Source organism: Rickettsia lanei (assembly GCF_056242675.1).
The window spans coordinates 593,314-613,427 of sequence record NZ_CP172233.1; the positions used below are offsets into that span (position 1 = coordinate 593,314).

Here is a 20,114-nt window from a genome sequence, read left to right on the forward strand (position 1 = left end):
GGCAATCTCATGAAATAATAACAAACTCCCCTAAGCTGGCTTCGTCAATTACTTTGTAATGTCCTTGCAATAACGAGGTGGTATCTACGCAACAATGCCTTCCTAGCTAGAAGCGGGAATCCAGAAAAATAACCTTACTACGCATTATTGACAAAAAAAAGCCTATAAAAAACCAAGTTTTCTTATTGCCCACTTGCAGAAATGACGCTTTAATAACAAGCAATTGGTGCTGTTAAATGCTCGTAGGTTTGACCTAAATCGGATACTGGTTGTTCAAAGGTATACGTATTATTGTTATCATAATTACCGTATAATTGTGATCTTGCTAAAGAATCATCATATTGGAAGTTTTCAAGTGTTTCTTGCTTTTTAGATATCTGAATTTCTGCTAAACAATGTTCAACATAAGTGTTCAGTACTTCTTGACGAATTGTATTATGTAAAGCTTTTAACATGAGTAAGTTTACTAATGGGTTAATACTATTATTTGCATTAGTAGTAGTCGTAACTTCTTCGTGTTTTTGATCAATAGACATCTTTTCAAACTTCACTTCTAGAGGTAATTTAGACGTCGATCCGGTACTCGCATCCTCACGTATGTCTATATACGCTGCAGTGCTGCGTTCCGTATCTCTTTTAAAGTCCTCTCTATCAGCTGGTTTAGAAAGATGTCTAACAGGCAATTCAGAAATTAAAGACTCTTCATTGCTTACTTCTACCTTCTCTGTTTCAAGATTTGCTGATGCAGCATTGACTTTTTCTTCAAAATTTATCTCTGGGAAAAGTGCTGTCACATCAATTATTTCAAGTTTTCCTCCTTTTTTACCTACTTCATAAGCTTTAGCAATAATGTGTTTATAAATAACGTCAATTAATGCTAGTTTTGTTTGTATTTCATCAGAATAGTTAATTCCTCCTTCATTCCAAAACCTTACTATTCTAGACAAAGCAGGAATATATTTACTGGCCTTTGCTAAAAATTTTTGCATAAATGTAGGTTCAATAATAGGGGTTAATTTAGGATTTTCTTCATATTGTCTAAATACATACTCGACAATTTTAGGTATATTTTGATTTGGTTCTACTTCGTCAGGTAAGCCGTGTAATATTTTTTTGGCTGTTGCTTGACCTATCTTCTCATGCAAAATATTAACCCCGATCCATGTCCATGACGGATTAGCCGAAAAACAAAGCTTTGCTATATAAAATGCTAGCGATATAGGTAGAGATAATAACTTTAAATAGTTAAGGCAATTATATCGTATTGGATGAGGAGTGAGACTATAAATTTTACCCATATTTTGGTTTAACTCACATGATGTTTTAATCATTGTATACTTCTGCTTAATTAAATGAGAAGTGATGTCATATACTGGCATATTATTACTTAAATTTAACTAACTCGTCAGTAAGATATAAAAAACGTTAACATGTGTCAAATGCTATTTAATGAGATTTTGTTTTAAATCAATTATAATACTTGCAAAGTTTTATCAAGATACATAGAATGACCCAAAGTCAAAAATAATATAAGGAGTAAATATGCTTAACGTAAATTTTGTGAATGAAGAATCATCTACTAATCAAGGTCTAGTAGTTTTTATTGATGAACAGTTAAAGCTTGATAGTAATTTAATAGGACTTGATCAACAACATCATGGATTAATTTCTAAAACTATTCAGAATAAACTGCAATTTACCGGTAAATATGGACAGATCAAGGTTATTCCGTCCGTCATTAAATCAGGCGAGGTTAGATATTTGATAATAGCAGGTCTTGGGAATGAAGAAAAATTAACTGAAGCAAAAATTGAAGAGTTAGGCGGTAAAATCTTACAGCATGCAACCGGTTGTAAAATTTCTACTATTGGCTTAAAACTTACAAATAGAATTAGCAGGTTTACACCTCAAACATTTGCATCTTTAGTTGCTAGCGGTGCGTTTCTTGCTTCTTACAGATTTGATAAATATAGAACTACCTTAAAAGAAGCAGAGAAGTTCGCAGTAGAGTCAATTGAAATTTTTACTGATAATAGCACTGAAACGGCAAAATTATTTGAAATCAAAAAATTAATTGCTGAAGCAGTATTTTTTACAAGAGATATAAGTAATGAACCGTCAAATATTAAAACTCCTCAAGTTTATGCCGAAAGAATAGTTGATAAACTTGAACCGCTAGGGGTAGATGTTGATGTTATCGGTGAACGTGAGATGAAAAACCTTGGTATGGGAGCATTACTTGGTGTGGGGCAAGGTTCACAAAACGAGTCAAAGTTAGTGGTAATGGAATATAAAGGTGGCAGTAAGGATGTTCCGACTATTGCTTTGGTTGGTAAAGGAGTGATTTTTGATACAGGCGGCATTTCATTAAAACCGTCAAGTGATATGCACTTAATGCGATACGATATGGGAGGTTCTGCAGCAGTTGTGGGTACCATAATTGCGGTTGCTGGTCAAAAATTACCTGTAAATATAGTCGGTGTTGTAGGGCTTGTCGAAAATATGCCGTCCGGTAATGCACAGCGTCCAGGGGATGTAGTAACTACCATGTCAGGGCAAACTGCCGAAGTTTTAAATACTGATGCAGAAGGGCGTTTAGTACTTGCTGATGCTGTTTGGTATGCACAAGAAAAATTTAAGCCTAAATGCGTGATTGATGTTGCAACTCTAACAGGAGCAATAACCATAGCACTTGGTAATACATATGCTGGTTGTTTTTCCAATAATGATGAGTTAGCTGATAAGTTAATAAAAGTAGGGGAAGAAGTTAATGAAAAACTTTGGAGAATGCCGCTGCATGATGAGTACGATGCAATGATTCACTCCGACATAGCCGATATGGCAAATATCGCGAATGTACCGAGAGCTGCCGGAAGCTGCATAGCTGCACATTTCATTAAACGTTTCATTAAAGATGGAGTAGATTGGGCTCATTTAGATATAGCAGGCGTTGCAAATAGTAATAAAGCGTCAGCGCTCGGTCCTAAGGGGGCAGTAGGATACGGCGTGAGATTACTAGAGAAATTTATCAAAGAATATACTTAAATGTTATTCTTGCGTTGCATTGCCTGCATGGATACCCAGTCGTCATTGCGAGCAGCCCTAGGCTGCGTGGCAATCTCGTCAAATATCCTGAGATTGCTTCGTCAATTACTTACGTCATTTTCTTGCAATGACGGAAAAAACTATCCACATGTGTAATACTGAGCTAAGAATGACATTAAACTTCGTCTATTTACTATTCGTTTATTCTGAATATAATTATGAACACAATAAATAAACCTTATATATTTGTTATAGGTAATGAGAAAGGCGGAGCAGGTAAAACTACCTGTTCTATGCATCTAATAATCGCTCTGCTTTATCAAAATTATTCGGTAGTAAGTATAGATACCGATTCACGTCAAAGTTCGTTAACGAATTATTTAAAAAATCGAGATTTATATAATAAACACAATCCTGATAAACCTGTATTAGTACCGAAACATTTTCATATATCGGAAAGCAAAGTAGAAGAGCAAGCAAAGAGTTTTGAGCTGATACTCAAAAATAATCAGGATGTCGATTATATAGTGATTGATACCCCAGGCAGTCATACTCCTTTATCAAGGGTTGTTCATTCTTACGCTGATACAATTATTACACCGATTAATGATAGCTTTCTAGATTTAGACGTAATAGCAAAAGTCGATAGCAAGGATGAAATTATTAGCCCATCAATATATAGTCAAATGATTTGGGAGCAGAAAATGGAACGTGCTAGTCGTGATAGAATTAGTATAGATTGGGTAATACTTCGTAATCGTTTAAGTAATCTTGATGCATTAAATAAAAGACGCGTAGGAAATGTATTAGCTAAACTTGCTAAAAGAATTAACTTTAAACTCGCAGAAGGATTTAGTGAACGTGTAATATATAGGGAGTTATTTTTACAAGGTCTAACATTACTTGATCTAAAAACTGCAAAATATGATAAAGCATTTAATAGCTCACACGTGCTTGCACGTCAAGAATTACGAAATTTTTTAGACTTTCTAGGTATTAAGGCTGCGTTCAAAGGTTAATTTCTATTAAAGTTTTGCTTGTATAAAATATATATATAATGTAAATTAATATGTTTTAATATTATAAGAGAAGAGAAACAAATGCCAAATATTGCTGAAAATATTTCAAAACTACCGGAAGAACAAGAAAAAGTTAATAAGCTTGTTGATCAATATAAAAATTTAACTCCGGAAGAACAAAAAATTGTTGATAGAAAACTTAAGTCACATTTTACAAAAGAAGAGCTAGAACAAGATGAGCTTAAATCAAGAATGAATAGGATACGTAGTAATTTGTCTAAGCAAGACCAAGAAAAACTACAAGCAGGTAATAATTCTATAGGTGAAATAGCAAAAGATGTATTATCGTTAGTTAAAGGAATAATAAATCTAGTCGAAAATGTTGCAGAGATAATTAAAAATCCTAAGAAAGCAATATATGAATGGATTAAAGGTGAGTTAAATCAAGTAAAACCTCAACAACAAAATTATCAGCAACGCCCATCAAAGCCAAAAGCTGCTGCAATATCAAGATAAAACTTTGGCAAGATAAATTTTTAGTTTTTATTTGCGAAAATTTGTGATTTTATGTATATAATGGGGAAATCGTATAATAAAAAAATAAAAATGCATAAATACAGAACTCATAATTGTAACGAATTACAAATATCCGATGTAGAAACAGAAGTTAAGCTATCCGGTTGGGTACATAGAAGAAGAGATCACGGGAATCTAGTTTTTATAGATTTACGTGATCATTACGGTATAACTCAAATCGTGTTTACCGATCAAAACCCTCAGCTTATGGAGGATGCAAGTCGTTTGCGTTATGAGTCGGTAATTACGGTAAGGGGTACAGTTGTAGCAAGATCAGAGGACACAATTAATAATACGCTTCCGACAGGTCATGTTGAAGTGCTAGCTGTAGAATTTAGTGTTGAGTCAGCTGCGGACACTCTACCTTTTGTTATTAATACTGAAAAAGACGCTCCCGAAGAGTCTAGGCTTAAACATCGCTTTTTAGATCTTAGACGTGAGAAATTACATAATAATATAATACTCCGCTCACAAATTATTTCTCATCTTCGTCATTTGATGACGGCAAGCGGTTTTACCGAATTTCAAACTCCGATTTTAACAGCAAGCTCACCTGAGGGGGCTAGGGATTTTTTAGTACCTAGTAGAATGCACCCGGGTAAGTTCTATGCATTACCGCAAGCACCTCAGCAATTCAAGCAGTTATTGATGGTATCAGGCTTTGATCGTTATTTCCAAATTGCTCCTTGTTTTCGGGATGAAGATGCAAGAGCCGATAGATCACCCGGCGAGTTTTATCAGCTAGATGTAGAAATGTCGTTTGTTACACAGGAAGACGTATTTAGTACTATTGAGCCTGTGATGTATGATTTATTCACTAAATTCACGGATAAGAAAGTATCAGAGACTCCTTTCGTTTGTATTCCATATAATGAATCTATGCTAAAATACGGCTCTGATAAGCCTGATTTGCGTAACCCTATTATAATTGCCGATGTAACTGAGATATTTAGAGATTCCGATTTTACAATCTTTAGAGAGAATATTAAAAAAGGTAGCATAGTTCGTGCAATTCCTGCACCTAAGGCAGCTGCACTGCCTCGTAGTTTCTTCGATAAAATGATAGAGTTTGCGATATCAGAAGGAGCAAGTGGACTTGGCTATATTCAGTTTAGTGAAACCGGTGAAGCAAAGGGACCGGTAGTAAAATTCTTAAGCCCGCAGCAATTAGAGAGTCTAAAAGCTACAGCTAGTGTTAGTAACGGTGATGCTGTATTTTTCGCTAGCGATAAGAAAGAGAAAGCTGCTAAACTTGCCGGTAAGGTTAGAATAAGACTTGGTGAAGAGCTTGATTTACTTGAAAAAGATTGTTTTAAATTCTGCTGGATTACCGATTTTCCATTCTATGAGTTAAATGAAGAAACAGGAAAAATTGATTTTAGCCATAATCCGTTTTCTATGCCGCAGGGCGGAATAGATGCTTTAGAGCAAGCTAAAACCACTGAAGAGTTATTAGAACTTACCGCATACCAATATGATATTGTTTGTAACGGTATTGAACTGTCCAGCGGTGCTATTAGAAACCATAAGCCGGAAATTATGTATAAAGCATTTTCCATAGCAGGTTATAGTGAAGAGGAAGTTGATAAGAGATTTGGAGGGATGATTAGAGCATTTAAGTTTGGAGCTCCACCACATGGTGGAATAGCCCCCGGTATTGACCGAATCGTTATGCTGCTTGCGGAAGCAACAAATATAAGGGAAATAATTGCGTTTCCTTTAAACCAGCAGGCTGAAGATTTACTAATGAACGCCCCAAGCTATGTAGAGGATAAAGCTCTAAAAGAGCTAAGCATTATGCTCTCACCGTCTGCTAGAAAAAATGCAGAAAAAGAATAAGAATTTATAGCTGTTGTATGTTATTATGTCATACCGCAACTTTAGTATGTCATTTCTAGCTAAAAGCGGAAATCCAGTACTTTTCACTGTCATACCGTGGCTTGACCACAGTATCGAGAAAAAAATTTAAAAAAGACTAGATCCTGCTATCAAGTCGCAGGATGAGATTAATAGTTACTGGTTTTCCGCGTTTTAGCTAGAAATGACATTAGGACTATGCAACAACTCTGTGACTTGCTCGCAATGACGTTTAAGGCATACACTCAACAATGCTTATCTTTGTTGATGTCTTTCCTTCCTAGCTTGTAATTGAGAGAATGCGATTTCTTTTACCGTTTCTACTCTTTTTGTTTGGAGTCTTTCTGGCTTCTTCTGTTGTAGTACATTACCAATTTTTATACTTTCTGCTATAAGTTTTTCTGTATTATGAATTTTATTTAAATTCTCAGGAGAAATTTGTTTCATAAAATAATTTGAGATACTAGGTAAACCTCTCTTTTCACAAAAAATTCCTACCTTGTAATATATAGTATCTTTATAATTTAACTTGAAAGATTTAGCATTTAATAAGTTGGTCGTGTTTTCGATGTTATCCTGATATTTTAAATTTTTCTTTATACCCTTAATATCTTGCGCGGTAAGATAATTTTCTTTTTTTAGCACTTTCATTATATTGTTGTAGAATTTTGCTACTGCTTTATCGGTTACGTTTTTAGTTGTTGCCTGCTTTGTAAAATCAACAATTAGTGATGCCAATTTTTCGCCTGTAGATTTGTCTTGTATACGCATTGATTTTGCAGGATCAGCAATTTGTACTTCTACTTTATCTGTCTTAACCTCAACTTCTTTTTCTTTCCATTTTCCGTCCAAATCTTTGCTCCATTGTTGTTCCTTGATTGTTTCTTTTTTCAAGCCTATAGCAATTTTAATTTGGTAATTATTTTCATACGCCCACTCTTTAGCATCTTTACATTCAATTGTAATGTTATTATCTATTGCATAGAGTACCGGGTCTTTTACAGGTGAATTAGCGAAAGCCTCTAACCAACCACCATTTTTAAATTCAGGTGAAACATTACTGAATTTTGTTACTATCTCAGCTCCTTTGGCCACTTCTTGCATATTAACAAGATTTTCTTTTATACTGCTTTTATAGTGTTTTCTCAAATCATCAAAATTTTGAATATTAGTGGATAACATAATATTTTTTGGATCAAACCCAGCTTTTTTTAATTCATCAATTTTTTGATCAACTATTGCTTCCATCTGTTTCTCATCAAATTGACTTATCATTTGATTTAATGATTCGCTATATTTATCGATACTAAATGAGAAATTACCTGCTTTAATAGCAGCACTGTAGCCAACACCAGGATGTGTAAACATTTCAGCTGTTGATTGAATTATACTGCTAAAATTCTTATGAAATGCTAAAAAAGAGCGACCATGATCAATTTTGGTTATTGTTTTACCATCCTGTACCATTAAATTACCAGCATGATAATCTACTTCCCCCAGCATATGACAAGCAGCTATGGCTTTTTCAAATCCTTCCAACTTTTTTAAATTTTGATCATTAGCTCTGACTCTAGTTTCACCTGATAAACCGGAAAATTCTGTTAGTGTTACAGCATTATCAAAAAATTTAGAACGTACATAAAGTGAATCAGGGTGTTTTTCATCCGCTGTTACCAGCCCTTCTTTTGGTGCGCGATCATGTAATAAAAATTGATACATGGTAGAGCCTATTAATTCTTGTACTCCGTCTCTGCGGTCAGCCATAGCCTGTTTTTGTGCATTATTATCTTGTATTTTTTGGCATGCAGCATGAGTTTTATAAAAATGTTTTAAAATAAAAGTATTACCGGCGTTATCTTTAGCAACATAACCGGCCGATACGCCTGCTGCCTTTTGTCCTTTCTCCTCAAACTCAGCTTGCTGTGCCACCCTCTTATCACGTAGCATAGCATCAATTACTTTTTTAGGGTCATTAGGATTGCTTATGTCTTCAAGTTTTCTGTAATCTGCGTTATATCGGCTATCATCTAATCCAACCTGTCGTTCAATTGCCTCTATCATAACTAAGTGCTCTAAAAGAGGTGTATCGATTATTTCTCTTAATTTCTTGTTTTTATCTCCTGGAAACAAGTTTTTTATTATTGTTGTAACTTTAGCTAAATCCTTAGTGTTTAAATCGGCTAGGGCCATATAGCTAATATATAGGCTTTCAGCAGTAGGAGATTGGTCATTAGAAAGGTCAATAACAGATTCGGCAATGCCTTTGCAGGTTCTAGATATTTTGGCATTCAATTCTGTATCGTTAGTTTTCAGGGCTTTAAAAAGTTGCTCTTGTAATAATAATTCTTGTTGAGTTTTCTCTTTAGACATAAAAATAACCTGTTTAATATTAACTAATAGTGAAAGAGTGTTGTTGCGTGGGTCAAAATCCTCATCATTGTGAGGAAACCACGTAGCAATTGACGAAGCAATCCAGTAAACATTTTGATTTACAGAATTTTTTTATTATTTTTTCTGGATTGCCGAGTTCGCTGCGGCCGTTTGCAATGATGATTCGGTATCCACGGAACAATGCCACGTGGGAATGACATTGAATAAGTTTTCAAAGCCGTGCGACAAAGCCCCTGCTTTTGCAGGGATATGACATCCAGGTCTTTTTAAAAACTATTCAGTACTATAGATTTGATCGTGATATAACAATGAAAAAACCGAAGCAATGATAAAATCATGACTTTGGCAAGAATGATACCAATTAATCTCTTCTATTGCCTAAAAATCTCATTAAATATAGGAAAAGATTTATAAAATCTAAATATAAAGTAAAGGCTGCCATAATAGAAAGCTTTTGTCCTACTTCATCGTTTCCTGCCATGTAATACATAGACTTAATCTTTTGAGTATCCCAAGCAATTAATCCCATAAATATTACTATTCCAATAAGAGAGGTAGCAAAAGAGAGCGCCGAGCTTTTTAGAAACAAGTTGACTAATGAAGCAATGATAAGACCTATAAGACCCATTGCAAAAAATGAACCCATAGATGTTAAATCTCTACTTGTACTATAACCGTATAAACTCATTGCTCCAAAAACGGAAGAGCAAATAAAGAAAGTACGAGCTATTGATGCACCGGTATAAATAAGAGCTAAATATGCAAGCGACATACCGGTTAAACCGGCATAAACCCAAAATAATATTTGTGCCGTTTGCAGGTTCATTTGTCCAAAGCCCATAAAGAAATATAAAGCAATACCGAGCGGAGCAAACATTATAATAGTACCGAAACCTGTTTGAAACATTAAATTATAAATAGGCTCAACTGATATAGTCGTTACGGCTGCTACACCGGTTAGTAAAAGTGCTAAAGCCATATAATTATATACTTTAAGCATGTATTGTCTTAAGCCTTCGTCAAAAGTTTTATTTTTTGAGGCGGCAGTTAAAGTTTTTGTATAATCGATCATAAGTAACCTTAGGATTATGTTATTTACATAATAAAATATAGCCTCTTAAAGGTATTTTTTCAAGCTATATTAATTATATTTTATAAATATCTTGCATTGAATATAAAGCAGAAGGTTTATCTTGTAGCCAAATAGCGGCTTTAATTGCACCAATAGAAAAAGAATTTTTATTCAGAGCTTCGTGTTTTAAGGTGATTATTTCATCGTCACCTAGGAAAGATATTTCATGTATACCGTGAACATTTCCACCACGAAGCGAGGAAATACCTATTTCTTTTTCGCTTCTTAGTCTATTACCACGATTAAATGTTATATTTAATCCTTTTTTGCTGGCAATTGTTTCAGCAAGCATAACAGCAGTTCCTGAGGGTGAATCTTTTTTATTACGGTGATGCGTTTCTAGAATTTCAACATCGTAATCATCTAGTATTTTTGTTACTTCTTTAGCTAGATAGCTAAGCAAATGAGCTCCTATACTCATATTTGCAGAATATAAAACAGGTAAAGTTTGAGCTGCTTTTTCTAAAAGCTTAAAATGTTGAGGTTGGAGACCTGTGGTTCCGATTACTAATTTTGTATTATGTTTTAATGCATAATTAATTAATTTTTCTAATATTTCAGGGGTAGAAAAATCGATGATCACATCAGAATTTTTACAAAAATTATCTAAATCATCTAAATTATTAGTACTATTAAATTTTGCTGCAATTTTGCAATCTTTAAATTTATCTATTCTCTCTAGAATGGTTTCTCCCATTTTACCGGTAGAACCACTAAGACCGATATTTAACATATTGGCAATGTATACTCCTAATAAATGAACAGTAAGTAGACGAAGTTTAATTTGGACAAGAGCAAGGCGTCTAAAGTCCTTGGATCGCAGTGTATACTTAATATAGTTTGAACCGCAGATCTTATTATACGACGCCAATTTTTCAAATTAAACTAGGTTCTGTGAATATTTCTAATTGATTGGCTATTTTGAGGTATTTTTTAGCGAAAATTAATAAGATTTTTGCTGGAATAGTTACTTATATTTCAAAAAATCTTATAATTTGCAGCAAAAAATAACCAAAATTAAATCTTTGTATACGATTTATGAAAATATAATAGAGGCTTTAAATCATTTTTAATAGCGGTATTTATTACTTCACCGATAAATATAACATGATCACCGGCATCGTAAGAAGCATATTTATTACACTCTATATGATAAGTTGCACCGTTTATTAAAGGGCAATCAGTTTTATTACCAAGCTCATAATCAATTTTTGTAAATTTATTAGATTGTGATTTAGCAAAATGTTTTGAGATATCAATTTGATTCTCTGCTAAAATACTAATTGCAAACTTATCACTTTTTTGAAAACTGTTTATACTAAAAGAGTTTTTATTAAGGCAAAATAATATTAACGGTGGTTTTAAAGATACGGAAGTAAGAGAACTAGCAGTAAAGCCAAAAAGTTCGTTATTGCAATTTGTTGTTATAATAGTCACTCCCTGAGGGAATCGGCTCATAGCATCTTTAAATTGACTTTCTGTTACTGTCCCAGCCATTTTTTCATAATTTTGTTAATGGTTCCGTCTTTTTTTAATGAATCGATTGCCTCATTAATTTCATTAATTAGTCCTGAGTTTTTAGACATGCCTATAGCAAAATCGGATGAAAATTCTTCTAAAGTACTGCTTTCTAAATTTGAATTATTTTCTTTTAATTTTTTGCCTTGAAATTCCTCAGAAATAATAGCATCTATGACTCTGGCTTTTAATTCTTCAACCAACATTAAATGATTTGCTAAAGAATGAACTTTAATATTTATCGTCTGTGATAGATCGTGTGCTTTTTTTTCTAAAACACTACCGAGCTGTACCCCTACTATTTTATTTTCTAGATCTTTGCTATTTTGTATATTATCACCTGTTCTATATATTATGGCAAATCTTGCAGTAGCATAATTATCGGAAAAGCTGATATATTCAGCACGCTCCGGTGTTACGGAAAGCTCCGCCACCGCAACATCAATATTTTCACTAACCAAAGCTGCAAGTAAACCGTTAAAGTCGAAGTTTTTTATGATAACTTTTTTATTTAGACGTTCGCTTATTGCTTTGATAATATCAATATCAATCCCAACAATCTCTCCGTCTTGGATAAATTCATAAGGAGGATTATCTGCGGCAGTACCGACTATTAAAGTTTTTTCCGTTTCTTTTTTTTCACAAGACACTAGTAAGCAAGATAGTAAAAATATTTTCAGAAATTTCATAAAAATAATGTTTTAAGTTTGAGTATGTTCTGTGTCATCCTACTAGGCATTGCCCTTGTTGTACGGATATCAAATCGTCATTGCAAGGAAAATTACGTAGTAATTGACGAAGCAATCTCAGGATATTTGGCAAGATTGCTATGTAGCCTACGGCTGCTCGTAATGACGATGAAACCGCGCCATGCAACAAAGTCTATGGCTGCTCACAATGACAGGAAAATCTATCCACTCGGGCAATATCTTCAAAGGAATAGCATCAAGAACTCAATTTCTCCTTTAAAAGCTGATTCACAAGCGTCGGATTAGCCTTACCGTCGGTTTTGTTCATTACCTGCCCTACAAAGAAACCGAATAATTTATCCTTACCACTTCTATAACCCTCTACTGATTCAGGATTTTCAGCTATTACCTCGTCAATTACCGTGTTTAGCACGTTATTATCCGAAACTTGTACCAGTCCTTCTTCTTCTACTATTTTATCAGGTGCTTTACCGGTTTCAAACATAATTTCAAAAACGGTTTTTGCAATTTTACCGGAAATAGTATCATTTTCTATTAATTTTACCAGTTTTGCAAAGTTACTAGGGGTAATTTTGCATTCATTTATTCCTATCGATGCTTTATTTAATTGGCCAAATAATTCACTAGTTAGCCAATTAGTAAGCATTTTAGGGTTACATTCATTTGCTGCTTTCTCAAAATACTCAGCAACCGATTCATCGGCTACTATTACTTCGGCATCATATTTACTTAAGCTAAATTCCTTCGTATATTTTTCAATCTTTTGATCAGGTAGCTCAGGTAAATTTGCTTTTAGCTCATTTATTAACTCATCAGAAATAACAAGCGGTAATAAATCGGGATCAGGAAAATATCTATAATCAAGTGCTTCTTCTTTTAAACGCATAGTTCTTGTTTCGCCGCTATCGGCATTAAATAGGCGTGTTTCTTGAATTATTTCTTCACCGCTTTCAAGCAAGTCAACTTGTCTTTTAGCTTCAAATTCTATTGCTTTAATGATGTTACGAATTGAATTAATATTTTTAATTTCGCATCTTGTGCCGAGTGGTTCGCCGCTACGTCTTACTGAAATATTAGCATCGCAACGCATCGAGCCTTTTTCCATATCACCGTCACAGCTGCCAATATAACGTAACAAATTTCTTAGCTTTTTTACAAATTCAGCTGCTTCTTCCGGTGATGATATATCAGGTTCGGTCACAATTTCCATAAGTCCAATACCGGCACGATTCAAATCGATAAAGCTGTAATGTGGTGATTGATCATGCATAGATTTACCCGCATCTTGCTCTAAATGCAAACGGTTAATACGAATAGTTTTAAGATCGCCGGTACTAGTTGGTATTTCCATAGTGCCGTTTTGTACTATAGGATAGTAAAATTGCGAAATTTGGTAACCTTGCGGCAGATCGGCATAAAAATAATTTTTACGGTCAAATACCGAATATTTATTTATTTTAGCTTTAAGCCCAAGCCCTGTTTTAATTGCTTGGTGTACACAATGCTTATTTAATACCGGTAACATCCCGGGCATTGCTGCATCGACATAGGAAACCTGCGAATTTGGATTTGCTGCAAAAATAGTACTACTTCCTGAAAAAAGCTTAGATTTTGAGGAAATTTGAGCATGGATTTCAAGCCCTATTACATATTCCCATTTCCCCGTATTACCTTCAATATATGCCATAATTAAAAACCCTTTGGTTCAAATTTAATATGTTTTACACCTGACTCAATTGTCGATGCTACTTTCAAAACATTATATTCGTCTAATTGTTTACCTATAATCTGTATCCCAAGAGGTAAACCGCGTGCCGATAATCCAGCAGGAACCGATGCACAAGGTAAACCGGCTAAACTTGCAGGAATAGTAAATAAATCGTTTAAATACATAATAGTCGGATCATTTTGTTTTTCACCAATCTTAAAAGCTGCAGTCGGGGCAGCCGGTAATAAAATGGCATCAACTTTTGCAAAAGCATTATTAAAATCGTTTGCAACTAAACGACGTACTTTTTGAGCTTTTAGATAATATGCATCCATACCACTAGATGATAGCACATATGTTCCAATCATAATACGACGTTTTACTTCCTCTCCAAATCCGGTTGATCTAGTCATTTCATACATTTCGTCAAGCGTCATATTTTCACGTTCTACTCGAAGACCGTATCTAACGCCGTCATATCTAGATAAATTTGAAGAAGCTTCAGCCGGTGCTATTACGTAATAAACAGCAACACCGTATTTAGCATGCGGCAAAGTAATATCAACTATTTCAGCACCGGCGTTTTTAAGTAGTTCTATGGTATCCTGCCACATTTTCATAATATCAGGTTCAATAATACTGCCCTCACCAAGGCTAAGAGGTACGCCCATCTTCATATTTTTTATAGAACTTCCGATAGCGGATTGTAGCTCTGGAACTTCTGCTTTAATCGAAGTAGAATCTTTTTCGTCAAACCCCATCATTGCTTCAAGCATAATGCTACTGTCTAAAACGCTTCTAGTAAATATTCCTGCTTGATCAAGGGAGCTAGCAAACGATATCATTCCGTATCTTGAGCAACGACCATATGTCGGTTTAAAACCGACTAAACCCGTAAAGCTTGCAGGTTGACGTACCGAGCCGCCCGTATCGCTACCAAGAGCAGCAGATGCCATAAATCCGCTAACTGCTGCAGCTGAACCGCCTGAAGAACCGCCTGGAACTAAATCAGCATTATCATCATTTGCTTTCCAAGGGCTAATTACATTTCCAAAACAACTAGTGATATTTGCTGAACCCATAGCAAACTCATCCATATTGGTTTTGCCGAGCATCACACCGCCCTTATCAAAAATATTTTGTGTAACACTTGATTCATAATTAGGTATAAAATTTTTCAGTATATTAGAACATGCCGTAGTTCTAATTCCTTTTGTGCAGAAAAGATCTTTCGCAGCAAACGGGATACCCTCAAGGGTTCTTGCGTTATTTTGAGCATAATTTTGATCGGCTGCTTCAGCCTGTTTTAAAGCTAAGTCAAAAGTTTCGGTAACATAAGCATTTAGGTTTCTATGCTTCTCTATTTGTTTAATATGTGCACCTATTAATTCCGTACTTGTAAAATCTTTATTTTTTAGACCTTTTATACTGTCTGCTACTGTTAGTTTGTTTAGTTCCGTCATAATTATTCAACAACCTTTGGAGTGATAAAATATTTTACTTCTTTAGCCAGCTGAGTACTATTTCCACTTACATTATCAAATAACTCACTTGATAAATCAAAACTTGTAACGGCGTCCTCTCGCATTCTAGCATTCATATTACAAACCGAAGTTAAAGGCTCTATATCTTTGCAATCTATTTCATTTAAAATATCGATCATATCCATAATAGTACTAAGCTGAGTAAAAAATTTTTCTACAGTATCTTCTTCAAATTTTAATCTAGCTAATTTTGCTATTTTCTGTGCTGCTTCTTTTGTTATCATAGTTTTATTATTTTGAGTGGTATAGTCTGATGTTATTCCTGTGAAGGCTTGCCTGTTTGTAATGGTATTTCTGTCGTCCTACGACTTGTGAGCTAGACCCTGGATACAGCCTGTGATATAAGGTTCTATAGCCGATTTTATTGCATGACTCCTTTATTTTATTAAGGCAAAAAAGCTAATTAGTTATTTTTTCTAAAATTATCTTATTATCAAAACCACCATTAACTTTCTTTTTTTAATTTTTAATATATCTTTTAGTTTATAGCCACTAATATTACAGATTGTTTCAAGTATTTCTAATATATCGGCAACTTCTCCATATACTCATCTTGTAAAATTTCCTCTACTTCTCCTAGTAGTTTATTTTTTAATAATTCTTTATACTCATATGATTCAGCAATATGAGTAAATGGTATCCTGCCTGATTTTAAGGTAATTTCTGGAATTAAATCTCTAACTAATTTTGTCATTTTATTTTGTCAGTATAGATTCAATTTATGTCATTCTCGCTTAGCATTGTTGCATGGATCGATTTTTCTGGATTGCCACGTCGCTTTGCTCTTCGCAAGGTATTGTTGCGTGGATCAATTCCACTGCTGTCATCCCGCGACTTGATTGCGGGATCCAGTTAAAAATAAAATTATTAGTATTTTTTATTGTTTTTATAGACCCTGTGGTCAAGCCACGGGGTGACACAGTGGATTTTACCGGTCCACGCAACAATGCATCCTCGCAATGATGATTTAGTATCCACGCAACAAATCTAAAGTAGGAATGACATAGAAAATCAAACAGTCATTATTTCTTGTTCTTTTTGTTTTATTACCGAGTCAACTTTACTACTATAATTATCGGTTAGCTTTTGTACTTGTTCAGATAAGCTATGATGCTCATCTTTTGCGATAACGTTATCCTTTTCTAGCTTTTTAAGTGCTTCATTGCCGTCTCTTCTAATATTACGTAATGAAATTTTAGTATCTTCACCGTATTTATGAGCAAGTTTTACCAGTTCTGTACGTCTTTCTTCAGTTAAAGCCGGTATCGGCAGTCTGATTAATTGACCGTCCGTTGCAGGAGTTAAGCCAAGATTTGCTATCGTAATTCCTTTTTCTACCGATGATACCATAGATTTATCCCAAACCTGCACGTTAATTGTTCGTGCATCAGGGGTAGATAGAGAAGCAACTTGTGAAAGCGGCATTTTACTCCCGTAAGCTTCCACGGTTACGCTATCAAGTAAATTCACTGAAGCTCTACTGGTACGTAGCCCTTTAAGCTCATGATCTAAAACTTTGAGAGCTTTCTCCATCTTTTCTTGTAAGTTTTTCTTTAAATGCTCTTTATCCATCTTTATTTATCCATATATTATTAGTACACTGAGACATTGTTATATGTATTAGGCAATGCCCCCGATGTAATTCCTGCGTAGATTGGTTTTTCCGTCATTGCAAGGAAAAACTATAAGTTTTGACGAAGCAATCTAGTAAAAAATTCTGATCTACAGAATTTTTTATTATTCTTTCTAGATTGTCACGCAGCCTACGGCTGCTCGCAATGACGATTTAGTCTCTACGCAACAACACCTATGCGGGAATGATATAAAAATCATACAACAATTCACACTACATATTATTCCTCAATTGTCGTATATTCCCCTTTATCTTGTATTACTCTAGCAAAATTTCCCTGTTCTTTTATCGAAAATACCCTTATAGGTAATTTATTTTCTCTTGCAACTGCAATAGCTGCCGTATCCATGACTTGCAGGTTATTAGTTATAACATCTTTATAGCTAATAGTGAAATATTTTTTAGCATCCGGATTTTTTTTAGGGTCGGAATCATATACACCGTCAACCTGAGTTGCTTTTAATAAAATATCGCAATTCATTTCGATTGCGCGAAGTACTGCGGCACTATCAGTTGTACAAAACGGGTTACCCGTACCGCCGGCAAAAATTACTACACGCTTTTTTTCCATATGTCTTTTAGCTTTGCGGCGAATATAAGGTTCGCACACGCTCATCATAGGAATAGCCGATAGAACTCTTGTATAGATATTGAGGCTTTCCATAACGTTTTGTAAAGTTAAAGCATTAATCACCGTTGCAAGCATACCTATATAATCCGCTGAAGCTCGGTCCATACCGACAAGTGCTGCATTAATCCCACGGTAAATATTGCCACCGCCGACTACAATAGCGACTTCTACTCCTAAAGCGATAACTTCTTTAATATCGATGGCAATCTTTTTTATTATGTCATATTCATGACCAAATTGCTTATCTCCCATTAAAGCTTCCCCTGACACTTTAAGTAAAACTTTTTTATACTTTAGAGCATTTATATCTGATATCATTTTCTGCTTCAAGTTGTTTTTAATATCTGCTTAATTTTTTTAATCATTATACCTCTTTGTAGGTCGGTAATCGATGATTTATTGAGTGCATGCACTAATAACATATTATTATTTATATCAAGTGTTACTGTACCTGGAGTTAGAGTAATCGAATTACCATAAATTATTTCGCCTATTTCTTCTAGCCCTTCTGCGTTAACCCATTCAAAAACTGGCTCTATTCCTATCTTTCTTTGCCAAATTATTTTAATAACCGCGAAAGCCGATTTCCATATTTCTAATAATAACCAAGGAAAATATAATATAAATTTAATTTTAGTGAGCATTAACATTTTCGGTTAATTTGATATTTGAAGTAAAAGGTATTAGTAGCATTATAAATACAAATAACAGCCCTATCATATTAAATATATTATTTATTGCAATTACAAAAGCATCATGATTTAATTTGTTTGCTAATAACAAATATGATGCTTTTTCGGGATTTAAAACTTTTCCGCTTAATAATTCAGTATAAGAATCTAGTTGTTCTAATGCCATTATAGAAGTAGACGAGATATTTTCCGATAAATATTGCATAAAGGTTTTAGTATCATTAGTAAGTATAGTACTGATTATTGCAAGCCCTACCGCTCCTCCTAAATTACGAGTAAGATTATAAAGCCCGCTAGCGTTACCTACTCTTTCTTTCGGCATATTGCCAAGAGCTATATTATTAGTCGGTATAAAACAAAACATTAATGAAAACCCTCTAACAAATTGAGGAAGCACAAATGCAGCAAATTTAGAATCAGACGTTAGAAAACTATTCAAATGACATCCAAGAGCAAACCCTCCAAGCCCTATAATAAGCATCAGGCGTAAATCTACCCCTAACCCTAACATTCTACCGGCGAGTGGTGCAGATAAAAATTGTGCTACGCCCGTCACCATCATAGTAGTCCCGATTTGTAATGTATCATATCCGGCAATAGTAAAGAGAAATAGCGGTAATATATATACTGCCCCGTATAATCCGATACCCATAACGAACGAATAAAGGCAACCAAAAGTAAAGTCTTTATAAAGAAATGTTTTTAAGTCTAAAATTGGATTAATAAAGGTTAGTTCTCTAATGATTAATAAAATAAAACCTAAAACTACTGTAATACTTAAGAATAATATTAAATTATCCTCAAGCCAACCTTTTTTGTTTCCTTCTTCTAACACATACTGTAATAAGCCAAGCGTTAAAGCCATTAATAATATACCGAGAAAATCAAAATTTTTCAGTAATTTATAATTTGGTTTATCAAAATCCCCATATAAAAAAACTACCGTGCATACGAAAATACCAGGTATGACGTTTAATAAAAACATAAAATGCCATGATAAAATCTCCGTAATATATCCACCGAGTGTAGGTCCTAAAGTAGGGGCAACAGTTACGACAAGTCCAATTAAGATAGTAACGATAGGACGTTGCGATGCAGGAAAAAGTATAAAAACGGTACTAAAGACCGTCGGTATCATAGCACCGCCAAAAAAGCCTTGTAATGCTCTAAAGATAATCATGGATTCAATATTAGTTGCAAGCGAACATAATACGCTTATAACCGTAAACCCTAAAGCTGCAATAAAATAAGAAATTCTAGTAGTAAGTAACCTTGCTAAAAAGCCGGTAATAGGAATAATGATAACTTCAGCTATTAAGTACGATGTTTGAACCCAAGAAAGTTCATCGTTTGAAGCGGCAAGACCGGCAGCTATTACGGATAATGAGCTAGCGACAATTTGAACATCAAGTACAGACATAAACATGCCGACAACCATACCAAAAAAAGCAAATAATTGCTTTTTAGAAAGAGCAGGCGGTTGTAAATTATCATTGGACATAATTAAATTATACAGTTTAAATTAAATAAAGTTAATAAGTGACATATATGTTTAAAATAAAAAATCATCGTACAACTTTTAATTTTTAATTAAACTATTTATTAGGATATAAGTAAACAAGACATAATATATGGTAATCATTTTATTTATATTTAGC

The 20,114-nt window shown here is 34.2% G+C and carries 18 protein-coding genes; 4 read left to right on the top strand and 14 right to left on the bottom strand.

Features of this window, described 5'->3' with window-relative positions:
* Positions 1–209: 209 nt before the first annotated feature.
* Positions 210–1,379, bottom strand: a complete 1,170-nt coding sequence (locus ACHBLB_RS03415) for a palindromic element RPE1 domain-containing protein (protein WP_475842636.1) — start codon at positions 1,377–1,379, stop codon at positions 210–212.
* Between the two features lie 163 nt (positions 1,380–1,542).
* Between ACHBLB_RS03415 and ACHBLB_RS03420 the strand changes: the two genes are divergently transcribed.
* The 4 genes from ACHBLB_RS03420 to aspS all read left to right on the top strand — a co-directional run bounded on the left by ACHBLB_RS03420 (position 1,543) and on the right by aspS (position 6,479).
* The gene (locus ACHBLB_RS03420; RefSeq protein WP_475842638.1) at positions 1,543–3,045 is read left to right on the top strand and encodes a leucyl aminopeptidase; all 1,503 of its coding nucleotides are present in this window, start codon (positions 1,543–1,545) and stop codon (positions 3,043–3,045) included.
* Between the two features lie 218 nt (positions 3,046–3,263).
* Positions 3,264–4,064, top strand: coding sequence for a division plane positioning ATPase MipZ (locus ACHBLB_RS03425; RefSeq protein WP_475842640.1), 801 nt, complete (start codon positions 3,264–3,266; stop codon positions 4,062–4,064).
* Positions 4,065–4,145: 81 nt separating this feature from the next.
* Positions 4,146–4,580, top strand: coding sequence for a DUF3106 domain-containing protein (locus tag ACHBLB_RS03430; RefSeq protein ID WP_014362761.1), 435 nt, complete (start codon positions 4,146–4,148; stop codon positions 4,578–4,580).
* 90 nt (positions 4,581–4,670) lie between these two features.
* Positions 4,671–6,479: an aspartate--tRNA ligase gene (gene aspS / locus ACHBLB_RS03435; RefSeq protein ID WP_475842642.1), complete on the top strand. Its 1,809-nt coding sequence runs from the start codon at positions 4,671–4,673 to the stop codon at positions 6,477–6,479.
* Positions 6,480–6,752: 273 nt separating this feature from the next.
* On the opposite strand, the gene risK1 is transcribed toward aspS, so the two are convergent.
* From risK1 to ACHBLB_RS03500, 13 genes are all read right to left on the bottom strand, one after another.
* Positions 6,753–8,867, bottom strand: a complete 2,115-nt coding sequence (gene risK1, locus ACHBLB_RS03440) for a T4SS effector phosphatidylinositol 3-Kinase RisK1 (protein WP_475842644.1) — start codon at positions 8,865–8,867, stop codon at positions 6,753–6,755.
* 382 nt (positions 8,868–9,249) lie between these two features.
* Entirely contained in the window at positions 9,250–9,960 is a 711-nt protein-coding gene (locus ACHBLB_RS03445; RefSeq protein WP_012150405.1) for a Bax inhibitor-1/YccA family protein, read from the bottom strand.
* Between the two features lie 73 nt (positions 9,961–10,033).
* Positions 10,034–10,753 (bottom strand): 4-hydroxy-tetrahydrodipicolinate reductase, encoded by a 720-nt coding sequence (gene dapB / locus ACHBLB_RS03450; RefSeq protein ID WP_475842646.1) that lies wholly within the window; start codon positions 10,751–10,753, stop codon positions 10,034–10,036.
* Between the two features lie 284 nt (positions 10,754–11,037).
* On the bottom strand, positions 11,038–11,517 hold the full coding sequence (locus ACHBLB_RS03455) for a flavin reductase family protein (RefSeq protein WP_010976860.1): 480 nt from the start codon (positions 11,515–11,517) through the stop codon (positions 11,038–11,040).
* Positions 11,502–12,227 (bottom strand): ABC transporter substrate-binding protein, encoded by a 726-nt coding sequence (locus tag ACHBLB_RS03460; RefSeq protein WP_010976861.1) that lies wholly within the window; start codon positions 12,225–12,227, stop codon positions 11,502–11,504. Before ACHBLB_RS03460 ends, ACHBLB_RS03455 begins: the two co-directional genes overlap by 16 nt.
* A gap of 256 nt (positions 12,228–12,483) precedes the next feature.
* The gene (gene gatB, locus ACHBLB_RS03465) at positions 12,484–13,935 is read right to left on the bottom strand and encodes an Asp-tRNA(Asn)/Glu-tRNA(Gln) amidotransferase subunit GatB (RefSeq protein ID WP_475842648.1); all 1,452 of its coding nucleotides are present in this window, start codon (positions 13,933–13,935) and stop codon (positions 12,484–12,486) included.
* A 2-nt stretch (positions 13,936–13,937) separates the two neighbouring features.
* A complete protein-coding gene (gene gatA / locus ACHBLB_RS03470) occupies positions 13,938–15,419 on the bottom strand; it encodes an Asp-tRNA(Asn)/Glu-tRNA(Gln) amidotransferase subunit GatA (RefSeq protein ID WP_475842650.1) in 1,482 nt (493 codons plus the stop codon).
* A gap of 2 nt (positions 15,420–15,421) precedes the next feature.
* Complete coding sequence (gene gatC, locus ACHBLB_RS03475; protein ID WP_475842652.1) at positions 15,422–15,724, bottom strand: Asp-tRNA(Asn)/Glu-tRNA(Gln) amidotransferase subunit GatC; 303 nt, start codon at positions 15,722–15,724, stop codon at positions 15,422–15,424.
* 296 nt (positions 15,725–16,020) lie between these two features.
* The gene (locus tag ACHBLB_RS03480; RefSeq protein ID WP_475842654.1) at positions 16,021–16,194 is read right to left on the bottom strand and encodes a nucleoside triphosphate pyrophosphohydrolase family protein; all 174 of its coding nucleotides are present in this window, start codon (positions 16,192–16,194) and stop codon (positions 16,021–16,023) included.
* Positions 16,195–16,511: 317 nt separating this feature from the next.
* Entirely contained in the window at positions 16,512–17,072 is a 561-nt protein-coding gene (gene frr / locus ACHBLB_RS03485) for a ribosome recycling factor (protein ID WP_475842656.1), read from the bottom strand.
* Between the two features lie 281 nt (positions 17,073–17,353).
* A complete protein-coding gene (gene pyrH / locus ACHBLB_RS03490) occupies positions 17,354–18,082 on the bottom strand; it encodes a UMP kinase (RefSeq protein ID WP_014364421.1) in 729 nt (242 codons plus the stop codon).
* Positions 18,083–18,090: 8 nt separating this feature from the next.
* Complete coding sequence (locus ACHBLB_RS03495) at positions 18,091–18,414, bottom strand: monovalent cation/H+ antiporter subunit E (protein WP_475842658.1); 324 nt, start codon at positions 18,412–18,414, stop codon at positions 18,091–18,093.
* Complete coding sequence (locus ACHBLB_RS03500; RefSeq protein WP_475842660.1) at positions 18,398–19,957, bottom strand: DHA2 family efflux MFS transporter permease subunit; 1,560 nt, start codon at positions 19,955–19,957, stop codon at positions 18,398–18,400. The genes ACHBLB_RS03495 and ACHBLB_RS03500 overlap by 17 nt, the downstream gene beginning before the upstream one ends.
* Positions 19,958–20,114: the final 157 nt, after the last annotated feature.

What these genes read in the sequence shown, in the direction of transcription:
- ACHBLB_RS03415 (WP_475842636.1), bottom strand. Translation starts at nt 1,379, where the DNA reads ATGCCAGTATATGACATCACTTCTCATTTAATTAAGCAGAAGTATACA.
- ACHBLB_RS03420 (WP_475842638.1), top strand. Translation starts at nt 1,543, where the DNA reads ATGCTTAACGTAAATTTTGTGAATGAAGAATCATCTACTAATCAAGGT.
- ACHBLB_RS03425 (WP_475842640.1), top strand. Translation starts at nt 3,264, where the DNA reads ATGAACACAATAAATAAACCTTATATATTTGTTATAGGTAATGAGAAA.
- ACHBLB_RS03430 (WP_014362761.1), top strand. Translation starts at nt 4,146, where the DNA reads ATGCCAAATATTGCTGAAAATATTTCAAAACTACCGGAAGAACAAGAA.
- aspS (WP_475842642.1), top strand. Translation starts at nt 4,671, where the DNA reads ATGCATAAATACAGAACTCATAATTGTAACGAATTACAAATATCCGAT.
- risK1 (WP_475842644.1), bottom strand. Translation starts at nt 8,867, where the DNA reads ATGTCTAAAGAGAAAACTCAACAAGAATTATTATTACAAGAGCAACTT.
- ACHBLB_RS03445 (WP_012150405.1), bottom strand. Translation starts at nt 9,960, where the DNA reads ATGATCGATTATACAAAAACTTTAACTGCCGCCTCAAAAAATAAAACT.
- dapB (WP_475842646.1), bottom strand. Translation starts at nt 10,753, where the DNA reads ATGTTAAATATCGGTCTTAGTGGTTCTACCGGTAAAATGGGAGAAACC.
- ACHBLB_RS03455 (WP_010976860.1), bottom strand. Translation starts at nt 11,517, where the DNA reads ATGGCTGGGACAGTAACAGAAAGTCAATTTAAAGATGCTATGAGCCGA.
- ACHBLB_RS03460 (WP_010976861.1), bottom strand. Translation starts at nt 12,227, where the DNA reads ATGAAATTTCTGAAAATATTTTTACTATCTTGCTTACTAGTGTCTTGT.
- gatB (WP_475842648.1), bottom strand. Translation starts at nt 13,935, where the DNA reads ATGGCATATATTGAAGGTAATACGGGGAAATGGGAATATGTAATAGGG.
- gatA (WP_475842650.1), bottom strand. Translation starts at nt 15,419, where the DNA reads ATGACGGAACTAAACAAACTAACAGTAGCAGACAGTATAAAAGGTCTA.
- gatC (WP_475842652.1), bottom strand. Translation starts at nt 15,724, where the DNA reads ATGATAACAAAAGAAGCAGCACAGAAAATAGCAAAATTAGCTAGATTA.
- ACHBLB_RS03480 (WP_475842654.1), bottom strand. Translation starts at nt 16,194, where the DNA reads ATGACAAAATTAGTTAGAGATTTAATTCCAGAAATTACCTTAAAATCA.
- frr (WP_475842656.1), bottom strand. Translation starts at nt 17,072, where the DNA reads ATGGATAAAGAGCATTTAAAGAAAAACTTACAAGAAAAGATGGAGAAA.
- pyrH (WP_014364421.1), bottom strand. Translation starts at nt 18,082, where the DNA reads ATGATATCAGATATAAATGCTCTAAAGTATAAAAAAGTTTTACTTAAA.
- ACHBLB_RS03495 (WP_475842658.1), bottom strand. Translation starts at nt 18,414, where the DNA reads ATGTTAATGCTCACTAAAATTAAATTTATATTATATTTTCCTTGGTTA.
- ACHBLB_RS03500 (WP_475842660.1), bottom strand. Translation starts at nt 19,957, where the DNA reads ATGTCCAATGATAATTTACAACCGCCTGCTCTTTCTAAAAAGCAATTA.